Here is a 13487-nt window from a genome sequence, read left to right as displayed (position 1 = left end):
CGCCATGACCGTCACGCCTTTGCGTCAGATGGCGATTGAAACCCGTCATTTATATAAACGATTCGGCGAGGTGACCGCGCTGGAGGACATCAATCTGCGCATTGCCCGCGGGGAGTTTGTCGCCATTATGGGGGCCTCCGGCTCCGGGAAAACGACGCTGATGAATATCCTGACCTGTCTGGATACCGTCAGCGAAGGGCAGGTTATCCTCGACGGGACCGACGCCGCGGCGCTGGATGAGGAAGGGCGCCGCCGTTTCCGGGCGCAGAAGATTGGCCTGGTCTTTCAGCAGTTCCACCTGATCCCCTTTCTGACGGCGCTGGAAAATATCATGCTGGCGCAGCACTACCACAGCGTGGTTGATGAAGCCGCCGCCAAAGCGGTTCTGGCGCAGGTGGGGCTTGAGCATCGCATGACCCATCTCCCCAGCCAGCTATCCGGCGGGGAGCAGCAGCGGGTCTGCATTGCCCGGGCGCTGGTCAATGAGCCGCCGGTTATTTTTGCCGATGAACCCACCGGCAACCTGGATGAAGAGAACGAGCAGCGGGTGCTGGATCTGCTTACCGACTTACATCGCCAGGGGCGCACCATTGTGATGGTGACCCACAACCCGGCGCTGGGGAAATTCGCCGATCGGATCGTGCGCCTCCAGCATGGCAAATACCTTGGCGAGGAGCTGAACACCCATGCGCATGCCTGACGTTATGATGCTATTGCTGCTGGTACTGCTCCTGCCCGGCGGTTGTAAAGAAGAGAAGCTGGCGCGCGGGGAAACGGCGCCCGCGCTGGCGGCCTTCGATTTGCAGGGCCAACCTGCCGGTCTTGAACGCTGGCAGGGGAAGGCGATCTATCTGAATTTCTGGTCCGCAGGCTGCGGCGGCTGTCTGGCGGAGATGGACACCCTGCAGGCGTTAAGCCAGCGCTGGCCGGATAAACTGGTGGTGGTCGGCGTCAATACCGATCCGGAACAGGTGGATATCGCGCCGCTGCTGGCCAAACACGGCATCAGCTATCCGGTCCTGCGCGATCAGCTTAACATGACCCAGGAGCGTTATCAGGTGATTGGCACGCCGACCTCGGTACTGATCGATGCGCGTGGACGGGTGCTGGATCTGCATCAGGGATGGCGAAAACCCGCGGAGCTGCAGGCGGTATTCACCCGGCTGGCGCAGCAATGAGCGGCTCTCCCGGAGGTGGGCCCGGGAGTCGCCGCCGTCAGTTTCAGTCCAGTACCGAACGGTCGGCATCGACGATCAGCTGCTTCATTTCGGCAAAATGCTGGCGGGAAAAGTCGGCGATTTTCTCCCAGTCCTGAGCGGTTTTTTCCGCTACCTCATCTGACAATATCTGCAAAGGCTGGCCGGTTGACCACGCGGTCACCAGGATTTGGCAGGCCCGTTCGAGGGTCCAGATATCGTCAAACGCCTCGCCGATGGAGGCCCCCGTCACCAGCACGCCGTGGTTGCCCATCAGCAGACGACGTTTATCGGCCAGCAGCCCGGCCAACCGCGCCCCTTCGGCGGTGGTATCCGCCATGCCGCCATACAGCGTATCCACGGCGACGCGGTTGAAATAGCGCGCGGTATTCTGGTCGACGGGCAGGATCTGCGGGTTCTCCAGACAGGCGACGCTGGTGGTATAAACCGGGTGCAGATGCAGCACCGCGCGCGCCTCCGGCAGCCGCTGGTGAATCTGTCCATGAATCGCCCATGCCGTGGCGTCCACATCTTCGCGCTGCGCGGTCGTTTCATCATCGGCATCCAGCAGCAGCAGGTCGCTGGCGCGGATCCGCGAAAAGTGTTTCCACTTCGGGTTCAGGAGAAACTTTTTGCCGTCCGTCGACAGGGCGGCGCTGAAGTGGTTCGCCACCGCCTCATGCATGCCGAGATGCGCAATGATGCGAAACGTCGCCGCGAGATCGATCCGCGTCTGTTCTTCATAAGAGTAGGCCATCGCGTTAGTCCACTTTCGGCATCAGGGTGTGAAGGTCTTCTTCCGTCGGCGGCTGGAAGTGATATTTTTTCAGCAGCGCGGCATACTCCGGCGTGGCGCTGAATTTCTTCAGGCCCTCCTCCAGCGCGCTCTTCACTTCGCTGTTGCCCTTTTTGACGCCAAAGCCGTTGAGGACCGGGTAGATCAAGGTATCAGACGAGATAACCACCCGGTCGCCCAGTTTCTCAATCACCCCGCGCGCCACCGCGGCATCGGTGATCTGCGCCTCCACCGCCCGCGACAGCAGCGCCTGGGTGGTTTGCGGGTCGGTGCTGTATTCGCTTAGCGCAATCGGCGGCAGACCTTTTTTCACGCAGTATTCCGCGGAAAGCTTTTGCAACTGCGCCAGCCAGGAGGTGGCGCCCATTGAGCCGATTTTGTGCCCGCAAAACTCTTCCGGGGTCTTCGGCTGATAGCTCGCGCCTTTGAGCGCCAGAATCGACTCGCCGCTCTTCAGGTACGGCACCATATCGATCACCTTCAGGCGCTCGGCGGTGATGTACATCGAAGAATTGGTGATATCAAACCGGCCGCCCTGCAGGCCGGGGATCAGGTTGGGAAACCGGGTATCGATATTGACCGACTCGCGGCCGAGGGTTTTGGCCAGCCCGGCGAGAAACTCAACGTCAAACCCGGCCGGTTTATTGTTCTCCATATATTCATACGGATAAAAGGTCATATCCGAGCCGGCGGTGATTTTCCCCGGCTGCTGGAACGCGAGGGCGCTGAATGAGGTCAGTGCGCCAGCGGCGCACAGAAGCAGAGCATTAAATCGTGTCATAAAAACCTCCAAAGGGTGCAATTACATGCTGGCTGGATCGCGGCCGGCCTGTTGAACGAAGAATGAGGCACCGCGCGGTTTCTGCGGCAAACGTAACTGATGAGCGGCGCTGCGGACCAGGCCGCTCTCGACGCCGGCGACAAGCTGCCCGGCGTGGACGCTGGGCAACGGGTTTTCGCCGAACGGCAGGGCGTCTTCCGCGGCATAGACGCTGATAAATAAGGTACGCGGCAGGTCGGTTTCATTCGGGCTGGAGGCGTGGAGCAGGCGGGTATGCATAAAGCACACCGAGCCTGAGGGGCCAAAGCAGGCGGTGGGCTGCTGACAGTGCGTTGCGACCACCTCATCGGCGACCGACCCGCTAAAGCGCTCCTCCTGCCAGTGGGACCACAGCGGCCCTTTATGACTTCCCGGCACCACGTTGAGCGGGCCGTTTTCCGGCGTGACCTCGCTGACCATCAGCAGGGCGGTGATGATGTCGTCATTGCTGTGCGGCGTGAACAGAAAGTCCTGATGCCATTTAACCTGGGTGGCCGTGTGCGGCAGCTTGGAGTTGATTTTACTGTGATGAAAACGGGTCCCGCTGCCGCCGATAAGCTGGGCGGCAATCGTCGCCATGCGCGATGTCAGCGCGGCATGGTGGTAGGCGGCGGAGATCTCCGTCGGCGAACTTACCCGGCGCAGAGAAGGATGGTCGGCGCGGTGGTCGCCTTCGAGGTCAAAGCGCGGACGGCCGTCCAGGGTCTCGCCCCAGACCTCGGTATGGCGGCGACTCTCCTCTACCCAGGCATCAAAATCCTGCTGCAGGGCGTTCACCTCTGCAGAGGTAAGTACCTCCTCGACCACCAGAAAACCTTGTTGCTGAAACTGTTCGATTTGCCACGGCGCGATCATAATTTTTCCTTTCACAAATAGAAGGTTAAGCCAGGGAGACATCTTTCAGGAACGCGTCCACACGCGGATGGTTACCGTCACGCATCGCCTGGGGCGTGTCGTCGCAGACCACGCGCCCTTTTTCCATAAAGACAATCCGGTCAGAAACTTTGAAGGCAAAATTCATTTCGTGGGTCACGATGACCATCGTGATGCCTTCATGGGCCAGCGATTCGATCACCTGGAGCACTTCGTTGACCTTTTCCGGGTCAAGCGCCGAGGTGGGTTCATCGAACAGCATGATCTGCGGGCGCATCATCAGGGCGCGGGCAATCGCCACGCGCTGCTGCTGGCCGCCGGAGAGCTGGTGCGGATATTTCCACGCGTGTTCCAGCATGCCGACCTTATGCAGCAGTTCGCAGGCGTGTTGTTTCAGCTCCGCTTCCGCCGCCAGACGGTGATAGCGCGGGGCCAGCAGCAGGTTGCCGAGTACCGTCAGATGCGGGAACAGGTTAAAACTCTGGAACACCATGCCGATGTTGAGGCGGTACTGCGCGTTTTCCATAAAGCGCGGTTTCTGTACCCCCTGGCGGTCAAGATGAATAAACGGCTGGCCGTTGATGCGAATTTCGCCATTGTCGATCTGCTCCAGCCCGTTAAGCAGGCGGATCAGCGTGGTTTTTCCAGAACCGGAAGGGCCGATCACGGACACCACTTCCCCGGGCTGGATTTGCAGACTGACGGCGCCGAGCACTTCAACGTTGTTATAGGCTTTATGCAGCTTTGAGGCCTGCAGCGCCGGCTGGGCGTTATCAGGCGCGCTGTGGACCACGAGCGGACGTTTTTCCGTTGCCAGCCGCTGCATCTCGCTATCGACCTGGCGGGTGACTTTGCGCCGGGTGACGTCGAGATAGCTTTCCAAACGTTTGAGCAGGAAGTCGAAGACGGTGACGATCAGCACGTAGTAGAAGGCGACGGCGGCCATGGTCTCCATTACCAGGAAGTTCTGCGAGTAAAGGCGCTGACCGACCATCAAAATCTCGGTCAGGGAGATAACCGACACCAGCGAGCTGAGCTTGACGACGGCAATATATTCGTTGGCGAGGGCCGGCAGGGCGACGCGCAGGGCCTGGGGGATGATCACTCGCCATTGCGTGCCGGCATAGCGCAGCCCCAGCGCTCTGGCGGCTTCGCCTTGCCCTTTAGGGATTGAGAGCAGCCCGCCGCGGTGGATTTCGGCCACGTAGGCGGCTTCGCTCAGTACCATCGCCAGCAGGCCGGCCCAGAACGGGTCGTTAAGGACCGCTGCGAAAGAGGGCACCGCCTGGGGCAGGTTATAGACGAAAATCAGCAGTACCAGCAGCGGCAGGCTGCGGAACAGCCAGATATAGAGCCGCGCCGGCACATTAAACAGTTTGCGCGGCGACTGCTTAGCCAGGGCGAGAACAAATCCCAGCACAATACTGCAACCCCAGGTCAGCAAACTTAATTTAATGACGGTCCAGGTGGCCTGCCAAAAATCTGCATCGCTGAGCAGACTTAACATGTAGTTCCAGTTAAACGTCATGGGCTATTTCACTCGCCATAATTAACGGAAATGAACGCGATACCGATGATCAAAAATGGGGCATCGCCAGGGTTTATCTTGCAATAACACTATGCTGGCAGTTTTCGTCGCGAGGCAATTAGTAAATTTTTGGTCTTTAAGTCTAAAAAAACTATATAGGTAGATTAATTTCAATAAATTTAAAGCAATGAGCGCGAAACAAGAACGAAACATTAAAAAAACAATTGCTGCAGCTGGTCAACGTAATGCGCGCGGAAATAGCGCTTTGTGCAATATTGGGGCGAGCGGGTGATTAATATGGTGCAATCTGATTCAGATTGGTGCAATTAACCTCGGGAAGGGCGCAGGCAATTATTTTCAGCCGCCAGCAAAGACAAATAAAACATTCGCTCAGCAACGGAATAACGTGCCGAAGCTGGAATGGCATGATGCTTGCAGCTGCATATCAGAAAACTAAGCCGTTTGCATTGCGGACAATATTTCATAAAGGGTGAGGCTATGACGCGATTCACGCTCAAACAACTGAAATACTTCGTTACCGTTGTAGAGACCGAAAGCATCGCCGAAGCGTCCCGGCAGTTGCATATTGCCCAGCCGTCGATCTCGATTGCGATCAAAAATCTGGAGAGTACCTTCGAGCAGCAGCTGTTTATTCGCCATCATGCCCAGGGGGTGTCGCTGACCTCCTGCGGACGGCGCTTTTATGAAAAGGCGAAAGAGCTGCTGCGCCTCTCTTATGAGTTCGAGCAGAATTCCCGCGCCGATAAAGAGCTGGTTTCCGGAACGATTTCCGTAGGCTGCTTTGAATCCGTCGCGCCGCTATATATGCCGAAACTGGTGGCGGGATTTAAAAAGATGTATCCCGACATCACGCTGCAACTGTACGATGGCGAACAGCATGAACTGATGCACGGACTGCATCGCGGACGCTTTGATCTGGCCCTGGTGTACGATCTCGAATTAGGCCATTCGGTCAATAAAGAGACGCTCAATGCCCCGCATAAGCCCTATGCTTTACTGCCGGCGAGCCACCCGTTAGCCCGGAAAAATAGCGTCACCTTACAGGAATTAAGCCATGAGCCGATGATTTTGCTTGATGCGGTGCCCAGCAAGAATTACTTCATCACCATATTTAAAGAAAAGGGCTATCACCCGGAAGTAGCGTACAGCTCCCCGTCGATAGAAATGGTGCGCTGCATGGTTGGGCAGGGGCTGGGGTTCTCGGTATTAGTGACCCGACCGCTCTGCGATATGACCTATGACGGAGAAAGGCTGGTGCAGCTGGATATTGAAGATGAGATGCCGGCGTCGACGTTAATTATGGCGCACCTCGCCAATAATGAACCCACCCGGCCAACTCAGCTGTTTATGGATTATTGTCGCAGCATTGAATTAACGCCGGCGCATCTTTAAATAAACAGGCTGTCGGTACGGCAGACTATTTATTTGGTCACGTCATTAAGGCTCATAAATTTCTATTCAGCGACTCGTTTTATAATAATTTACCGTTGTGCGGAGATTAAATAACCTGAGGACTGTCCATTGCGGTGACGACGCGCCTGGCGAGCCCGGCGAAACCATCAGCCGCATCATTGATCAATACAGGATGGTCAGCTATGCAAAATCAGCGTTATTCGCACAGAGATCAGCAGACGATCGACAGCTATCAGACGGACGGCGTGGTGCTGCTGAAAGGGGTCTTCACGCCGTGGATTGAGAGTCTCGCCAGCGGCGTCGCGGAACTGATGGCCAACCCCAGCGAGTACGGCCACGCCCGAACGGTGGTGCCGAAAGACGGCTCCGCGCCGTTTTTCCAGGATTACTGTAACTGGTCGCGGATCGCTGATTTTGAGCGCTTTGTCCGCCAGTCGCCGGCAGCAGAAATTGCCGCGGCGTTGATGCAGTCAAAGACGGCGAAATTTTTCCACGAACATACGCTGGTGAAGCAGCCAGGCGGCAGCACGGTGACGCCCTGGCATCACGACCAGCCCTATTATTGTGTCGAAGGGCAGCAGAACGTCAGCTTCTGGATCCCACTGGACCCGGTGGCGGAAGAGATTTCATTACGTTGTATTCGCGGTTCCCATCGCTGGGGGGAAGAGTACAGCCCCACCCGTTTTAACGGTTCAAAGCTATATACCCACAGTCGTTTCAAAGAGCTGCCGGATATCGACGCCCATCAGGATGAGTACGATATCGTCAGCTGGGCGCTGGAACCGGGAGATGCGGTGGCCTTCCATTACCGGACGCTGCACGGCGCGAGGGGGAATGCAACCCAGCGCGCGCGGCGGGTCTTCTCCGCCCGCTGGGTCGGCGATGATGCCACCTTTGTCGATCGGGGGGGCGTTACCTCGCCGCCGTTCCCGGAACTGACACTGAAGGATGGCGAACCGCTGGTTTCCCCGCTGTTTCCGCAGGTGTGGCCGCGGGAATAGGCGCACGAACATTCGCGGGTCTGAATCGGGTTCAGGCCCTAATCGATATCCACAAGGCGCTATTTTCCCTCCCTGCGGAACCCTCCGGGCGCAAATTATTTCCCGCAACCCCATGACCACCGCTAATTATCGATAGCGATTCTGGCCGGTGACCATTCATCATCGTGCAATCTATCGTTTCATTGACGGCGAAAATGCCCGCTTAAGGTGGGTTTAATATTTGACGCCGGCTGCTTGCTACGATTATTCCTCACCGCATTCGTCGATCGTTGGCGCATTGTCAGAGATTATTTATTTAAATTACGCCAGCGTCACAAAAGCCGGAAAAAAATACCCTCCGTCGTTGCAACGCCCTGACGTCCCGCTATATGTTAAATTTGTGTTTAATAAATGATAATTAAAGGTTGGTTTATGTCCAGGAAAATTGCTGTTTTAGTGGTTTCGCTGACGACCGTCTTCTCCTGTTCCGCGCTGGCGGAACTTCCGCCGGGTTACCCGGCAGATTATCAAAAAGTGGTGGATGGCGGGGTGAAAGAGGGCAAAGTCGTCATCTATTCGACGACGGATACCAAAGCGGCAGGTCCGTTAATTAAAGGGTTTGAGGCGCAGTATCCCGGCATTAAAGTTGAATATAACGATATGAACAGTACCGAACTGTATAACCGCTATATCAGCGAACAGGCCGCAGGCGGCGGCAGCGGCGATGTGGTCTGGAGTTCCTCGATGGATACGGCGTTAAAACTGGCGACCGATTATGCCGAAGACTACGCTTCCCCCGAGCTGAGTAAACTGCCGAAATGGGCGGTCTGGCAGCAAAAAGCCTACGGTACGACCTATGAGCCGGTGGTGTTTATCTATAACAAGCGCCTGATTCCGCAAGGCGACGTCCCGGATTCGCACACCGCGCTGGCGAAACTGGTCGCCGCCCAGACGGACAAATTTAAAGGCAAGGTCACCACCTACGACATCGAAAAGTCCGGGCTGGGCTTTATGCTGGCGGTGCAGGACAGCAAAGCCGACGCCAACTATTTTACCGATCTGGCCGGGATGGCGAAAGGCGGCCTGACCGTACAATCGTCCACCGGGACGATGATGGAAAGGGTCTCCTCGGGTGAAAACCTGGTGGGCTATAACATCCTCGGCTCCTATGCGGAAGCGCGGGCGAAAACCGACCCGTCGTTAGGCATTTCCTATCCAAAAGATTATGTTCTGGTGCTTTCGCGCGTTGCGTTTATTACCCAGGAATCCGCACATCCGAATGCGGCGAAGCTGTGGTTCGATTATGTCCTGTCGGAAAAAGGACAAAGCATTCTCGCCTCTCAGGCCGATATCCCGTCTATTCGTAACGATATTGAAGGGCAAAACGATATCGACGGGATGACCAAAATGTTGGGTAACGCGTTGAAGCCGATTCCGGTCGATGAAACGCTGCTGGAATATCTGGAACCGAAAAAACGTCTGGAATTTATCAAACAATGGCGCACGGCGGCGGCCAAATAATCCCTTTCAGGTGGCGCATCGCCGGATGCGCCACCCTTTTTGCGCCTGGTGAGCCAGGTTTTCAACACCCGTCTGGTTTGTTCAAAGCACCTGACCAAAGGGATGGCCTATGAATGTATTACGCAGAAAATGGCAGGGGCTACCGCGCGGCATCGTGGTATTGATAACGGCCCTGGTCATTTATGTCCCGTTATTATTTATCGTGGTGCAGAGCTTTCTTTCGGCACCTTTTTTTGCCCGCTCCAAAGAGTTAAGCCTGGGCGCCTTCGCGTTTATTTTCACCGACCCCGATTTTTATCTCGCGCTGAAGTCCGGTTTTATTCTCGCATTTGGGCTGGTGGCGATCGCCATACCGCTCGGCGGGATCCTCGCCTTCTTGATGGTGCGCACTGATTTACCCGGCCGACGCCTGATTGAACCGCTGATCCTGGTGCCGATTTTTGTTTCGCCGATGGTCCTGGCCTTTGGCTATGTGGTGGCGGCAGGGCCGGTCGGCTTCTTCTCGCAATGGGCCGAGCAGCTCCTGGGGTTTGTGCCGTGGAACATCTATTCGATGTTCAGCATCGTGGTTATCGCCGGGCTGACCCACGTACCGCATGCCTATCTGTATATCTCTTCCGCACTGCGTAGCGTCGGTTCCGATGTGGAAGAGGCGGCGCGAACGGTGGGAGCCACCCCGCTGCAGGTCATGACCTCGGTCAGCCTGCCGATGGTGCGCCCGTCGATTCTCTATGCCTGCGTCCTGCTGTTCTTCCTCGGGCTGGAGGTGTTCGGCCTGATGCTGGTGCTGGGGGATCCGGAAGGCAATATGGTCCTGGCTACCTATCTGTACAAGCTCACCAATAAGCTCGGCACGCCTTCGTATCACCTGATGGCGGCGGTCGCGGTGGTGCTTATCTGTATTACCATTCCGCTGGTCATGCTGCAGCGTCGGCTGATGCGCACCGCCAACCGTTTCGTCACGATGAAAGGGAAAGCCTCGCAGGCGCGCGCGCTGCCGCTCGGAAAGTGGCGCTGGGTTGCCGGCGCGGTGGTGGTCTTTTGGCTGACCGTGACCATCGGCGTCCCGCTGCTCGGCGTGGCGCTGCGGGCGTTCATTTCCAACTGGGGCGTTGGGGTTTCCATCTGGGACCAGCTGTCGCTGGCCACCTTCCACAATATCTGGCAGCAGCCGAACCTGCTCCGCGCCATCGTCAACTCGATGGCGATCGGGGTGTTTGGCGGCGCGCTGGCGGTCGTCTGTTACCTGTTCGTCGGGATCGCGATGCACCGTAAGCCGGATAACGTGACCCGTTTTCTTGACTACAGCGTGCTGGTGCCGCGCGCGGTGCCGGGGCTGCTGGCCGGGCTGGCGTTTCTATGGGTGTTCCTGTTCCTGCCGATGTGGCTGGATCAGGCGCTGAAAAACGGCTGGCTCTCCGGCCTGCCGGTTGCCGACTGGCTGCGCGAGCATCTGATCGTACAGCTGCGGGCGCTGCGCAATACCATTTTCAGCGTCTGGCTGGCGTATACCGTGGTGTGGATGGCCTACGGCCTGCGGCTGATCTCTTCAACTCTGCTGCAGGTGGCGCCGGAGCTGGAGGAGGCCGCGCGCAGCACCGGCGCTTCGCGCGGGCAGATCACCCGCCATGTGACGGTGCCGCTGTCGCGCTACGGTTTAATCGGCTCCTGGCTGCTGATGTTCCTGATTTTTGAGCGCGAATACTCCACCGGGGTGTATCTCCTGTCGCCGGGAACCGAGACCATTGGTTCGATGCTGGTTTCGCTGTGGGCCGCCGGGGCCATCGACATCGTGGCCGCACTCTCGTTTATCAATATCCTGCTGGTGGTTATCGGCCTGGGGATCGCCCTGCGCTTTGGAGTGAAATTACATGATTGAATTATCAGTAGAAAATCTGCATTTGACCTACGGCGACAACCCGGTGCTGAAAGGGGTGTCAATGGATCTGAAACGCGGGGAAGTGGTATCGCTGCTGGGGCCGTCGGGCAGCGGAAAAACCACGTTGCTGCGCGCCGTCGCCGGTCTGGAGAAACCGACCGGCGGGCGGATTACTATCGGCAAGCAGGTCGTTTACGATGGCAACCCGCGCAGCGAGATCCCGGCGGAGGAGCGCAATCTGGGGCTGGTGTTTCAGTCCTACGCCCTGTGGCCGCATAAAACGGTATTCGAAAACGTCGCCTATCCGCTCAAGCTGCGCAAGGTCGCCTCTGGCGACATTAAGCAGCGGGTTCAGGCGGTGCTCGATCAGCTGGGCCTTGGCCATCTGGGCAACCGCCACCCGCATCAGCTATCGGGCGGGCAGCAGCAGCGGGTGGCGATTGGTCGGGCGCTGGTCTACAACCCGCCGGTGATATTGCTCGATGAGCCGCTGTCGAACCTCGATGCCAAATTACGCGAAGAGGCGCGGGTATTTCTGCGCGAGCTGATTATCAAGCTCGGGCTGTCAGCGCTGATGGTGACCCACGATCAGAATGAGGCGATGGCCATTTCTGACCGGATCCTGCTGTTGAACAATGGGGTGATTGAACAGCAGGGGACGCCGCAGGAGATGTACGGTAATCCGGCCACGCTGTTTGCCGCCGAGTTTATGGGCAGCAACAACCGCCTGCACGGCAAAATCACCGCCGTGGCCGACGGGCGGGCAAGGATCGAGGGAGCCAGCTGGGCGCTATGGGGCCTGGCGGACAACCGGGTCAAGGTCGGCCAGCAGGCGACGGCGGTGATCCGCGTGGAGCGTCTGCGCCTTGGCGCATCGCCGCAGGATAATATGCTGGAACTCCCGCTGTTGACCAGCATGTACCTTGGCGACCGCTGGGAATATTTGTTCCGCACCCGCGGAGACGATTTTGCGATTCGCGCCTACGGCACATCGCTGCGCGATGCTGAGCAGTGCCATCTCACGCTTCCGGTCGAGGATCTGTGGATTTTCCCGCAATCCTGAGCCCTTGCGCGTCACGCCGGGCGGGGGAGAACCGCCCGGCGTTCGCTGGCGGCAATGCCGGTTCCGGCTGGCTAAAAATATCACCCCGGGAAACAGTTTCATTCCGGTGATAATATTCATTTTCGTTTTCTGTCCGCCGGAATTTATTATTCACCGCGCAATCGGGGACCGATGATAAATAGTTGAATAATTGCTGAGCGGAAGATAGTTAATATCAGGAAGTAACTAATTTAACCGCTCAAAAAGTTTACTTTTTGCCGAATCTAGCGTTTGCACCCCGCCAGACAGCCATGTACCATAAACAAAAAATAACATTTGTGATACATATCACTCTTTTTTGGGTAACAGTCAGACCCATCCCGAACCTGATTCCGCATGAATTTCTGCCTTCGGGTTATTTAATAAACGTTCTCATTATCACCTGCACGGAGATATTTTTTTCTTTTTCCTGACGAGTGATGAGAATCGACTAATATCCAAACGATAACCCTATAAAAACCATCGCCGGTAGCGATTTATTTTTTTGTACGACTTAATGGCGCCGTGCCACGGGTCCGCTAAAGCGGCACCTTTTTGGAACCGGTTCCAAATCAGCGTTTGCTGGGTTTGTAACCTACAAAAACAGTAACCTAATTGACAGGAATGTGAACATGTCGAGCGAGAAAACCAATAACTCAAGGCGTGATTTTTTAGTAAAATCAATGGCCTTAATCCCTACGGTGGTCATCGGAAGCACCGGCGTTGGCGTAGCAGGCGCCGCGGGCGTAGCCCACGCCGCTGAACCGGCATCCGCGGCGGGATCAGCATCAGCAGCCGCCAGCGACTGGCAGCCGCAGTTCTTCAACGAGCGCGAATGGGCGTTTATTAACGCCGCGGTGGCGCGCCTTATTCCGGCGGACGAGCTTGGACCCGGCGCACGCGAAGCCGGCGTTCCGGAGTTCATCGACCGTCAGATGAATACTCCGTATGCCACCGGCTCTATCTGGTATATGCAGGGGCCGTTCAATCCCGACGTGCCGAAAGAGATGGGCTATCAGCTGCCGCTGGTGCCAAAACAGATTTACAACCTCGGCATTGCCGACGCCGACGAATGGTGTCACGACCAGTATGGCAAGGCCTTCGCACAGCTGACCTCCGGACAGCAGGACGCGGCCCTGAGTCAGTTCGAAGCCGGGAGCGCCGCCTTCAAGCAGCTGCCCTCTTCACTGTTTTTCTCCTATCTGCTGCAGAACACCCGCGAAGGCTTCTTCAGCGATCCGATTCATGGCGGCAACAAAGGCATGGTCGGCTGGACGCTGATTAATTTTCCCGGCGCCCGCGCCGACTTTATGGATTGGGTTGAACGGGGTGAACGTTATCCCTTCCCGCCGGTATCAATTAATGGGGAGAGGGCATAA

At 57.1% G+C, this 13487-nt stretch carries 12 protein-coding genes; 8 read left to right on the top strand and 4 right to left on the bottom strand.

Annotated features, from left to right (window positions below; genetic code table 11):
* Window positions 1-4: 4 nt before the first annotated feature.
* A complete protein-coding gene (locus tag ACI2JR_RS03560; protein WP_132730696.1) occupies window positions 5-700 on the top strand; it encodes an ABC transporter ATP-binding protein in 696 nt (231 codons plus the stop codon).
* Window positions 687-1178, top strand: coding sequence for a TlpA family protein disulfide reductase (locus ACI2JR_RS03555; RefSeq protein ID WP_132730697.1), 492 nt, complete (start codon window positions 687-689; stop codon window positions 1176-1178). Before ACI2JR_RS03560 ends, ACI2JR_RS03555 begins: the two co-directional genes overlap by 14 nt.
* A 43-nt stretch (window positions 1179-1221) precedes the next feature.
* Here ACI2JR_RS03555 and ACI2JR_RS03550 read toward each other — a convergent pair whose 3' ends face one another.
* The 4 genes from ACI2JR_RS03550 to ACI2JR_RS03535 are packed head-to-tail and all read right to left on the bottom strand — an operon-like array spanning window position 1222 to window position 5213.
* Window positions 1222-1953, bottom strand: coding sequence for a class II aldolase and adducin N-terminal domain-containing protein (locus ACI2JR_RS03550; RefSeq protein ID WP_462477898.1), 732 nt, complete (start codon window positions 1951-1953; stop codon window positions 1222-1224).
* 4 nt (window positions 1954-1957) lie between these two features.
* Window positions 1958-2773 (bottom strand): ABC transporter substrate-binding protein, encoded by an 816-nt coding sequence (locus ACI2JR_RS03545; protein WP_132730699.1) that lies wholly within the window; start codon window positions 2771-2773, stop codon window positions 1958-1960.
* Window positions 2774-2794: 21 nt separating this feature from the next.
* The gene (locus ACI2JR_RS03540; protein WP_462477897.1) at window positions 2795-3667 is read right to left on the bottom strand and encodes a phytanoyl-CoA dioxygenase family protein; all 873 of its coding nucleotides are present in this window, start codon (window positions 3665-3667) and stop codon (window positions 2795-2797) included.
* Between the two features lie 25 nt (window positions 3668-3692).
* Complete coding sequence (locus tag ACI2JR_RS03535; RefSeq protein ID WP_132730701.1) at window positions 3693-5213, bottom strand: amino acid ABC transporter permease/ATP-binding protein; 1521 nt, start codon at window positions 5211-5213, stop codon at window positions 3693-3695.
* Between the two features lie 498 nt (window positions 5214-5711).
* Between ACI2JR_RS03535 and ACI2JR_RS03530 the strand changes: the two genes are divergently transcribed.
* From ACI2JR_RS03530 to ACI2JR_RS03505, 6 genes are all read left to right on the top strand, one after another.
* A complete protein-coding gene (locus ACI2JR_RS03530) occupies window positions 5712-6626 on the top strand; it encodes a LysR family transcriptional regulator (RefSeq protein ID WP_132730702.1) in 915 nt (304 codons plus the stop codon).
* A 203-nt stretch (window positions 6627-6829) separates the two neighbouring features.
* Entirely contained in the window at window positions 6830-7648 is an 819-nt protein-coding gene (locus ACI2JR_RS03525) for a phytanoyl-CoA dioxygenase family protein (protein ID WP_132730703.1), read from the top strand.
* Window positions 7649-8059: 411 nt separating this feature from the next.
* Window positions 8060-9148 carry an ABC transporter substrate-binding protein gene (locus ACI2JR_RS03520; protein WP_462477896.1) on the top strand — a complete coding sequence of 363 codons (1089 nt, stop codon included), beginning with the start codon at window positions 8060-8062 and terminating at the stop codon, window positions 9146-9148.
* A gap of 109 nt (window positions 9149-9257) precedes the next feature.
* Window positions 9258-11027 (top strand): ABC transporter permease, encoded by a 1770-nt coding sequence (locus ACI2JR_RS03515; protein ID WP_132730705.1) that lies wholly within the window; start codon window positions 9258-9260, stop codon window positions 11025-11027.
* Window positions 11020-12090, top strand: coding sequence for an ABC transporter ATP-binding protein (locus tag ACI2JR_RS03510; protein ID WP_132730706.1), 1071 nt, complete (start codon window positions 11020-11022; stop codon window positions 12088-12090). The genes ACI2JR_RS03515 and ACI2JR_RS03510 overlap by 8 nt, the downstream gene beginning before the upstream one ends.
* Window positions 12091-12740: 650 nt before the next feature.
* Complete coding sequence (locus tag ACI2JR_RS03505) at window positions 12741-13487, top strand: gluconate 2-dehydrogenase subunit 3 family protein (protein WP_132730707.1); 747 nt, start codon at window positions 12741-12743, stop codon at window positions 13485-13487.

Origin of the sequence: Klebsiella sp. NPDC088457 (genome assembly GCF_044900465.1) — a bacterium.
In the GTDB taxonomy this organism is placed as follows: Bacteria; Pseudomonadota; Gammaproteobacteria; order Enterobacterales; family Enterobacteriaceae; genus Klebsiella.
Note: the sequence above shows the minus strand (reverse complement) of the source record. Positions and strands in the feature narration are given on the sequence as shown.

Excerpts from the sequence above, each read along its gene's own strand:
- ACI2JR_RS03520 (WP_462477896.1), top strand. The coding sequence starts at position 8,060 with ATGTCCAGGAAAATTGCTGTTTTAGTGGTTTCGCTGACGACCGTCTTC.
- ACI2JR_RS03510 (WP_132730706.1), top strand. The coding sequence starts at position 11,020 with ATGATTGAATTATCAGTAGAAAATCTGCATTTGACCTACGGCGACAAC.
- ACI2JR_RS03555 (WP_132730697.1), top strand. The coding sequence starts at position 687 with ATGCGCATGCCTGACGTTATGATGCTATTGCTGCTGGTACTGCTCCTG.
- ACI2JR_RS03550 (WP_462477898.1), bottom strand. The coding sequence starts at position 1,953 with ATGGCCTACTCTTATGAAGAACAGACGCGGATCGATCTCGCGGCGACG.
- ACI2JR_RS03525 (WP_132730703.1), top strand. The coding sequence starts at position 6,830 with ATGCAAAATCAGCGTTATTCGCACAGAGATCAGCAGACGATCGACAGC.
- ACI2JR_RS03560 (WP_132730696.1), top strand. The coding sequence starts at position 5 with ATGACCGTCACGCCTTTGCGTCAGATGGCGATTGAAACCCGTCATTTA.
- ACI2JR_RS03545 (WP_132730699.1), bottom strand. The coding sequence starts at position 2,773 with ATGACACGATTTAATGCTCTGCTTCTGTGCGCCGCTGGCGCACTGACC.
- ACI2JR_RS03505 (WP_132730707.1), top strand. The coding sequence starts at position 12,741 with ATGTCGAGCGAGAAAACCAATAACTCAAGGCGTGATTTTTTAGTAAAA.
- ACI2JR_RS03535 (WP_132730701.1), bottom strand. The coding sequence starts at position 5,213 with ATGACGTTTAACTGGAACTACATGTTAAGTCTGCTCAGCGATGCAGAT.
- ACI2JR_RS03530 (WP_132730702.1), top strand. The coding sequence starts at position 5,712 with ATGACGCGATTCACGCTCAAACAACTGAAATACTTCGTTACCGTTGTA.
- ACI2JR_RS03540 (WP_462477897.1), bottom strand. The coding sequence starts at position 3,667 with ATGATCGCGCCGTGGCAAATCGAACAGTTTCAGCAACAAGGTTTTCTG.
- ACI2JR_RS03515 (WP_132730705.1), top strand. The coding sequence starts at position 9,258 with ATGAATGTATTACGCAGAAAATGGCAGGGGCTACCGCGCGGCATCGTG.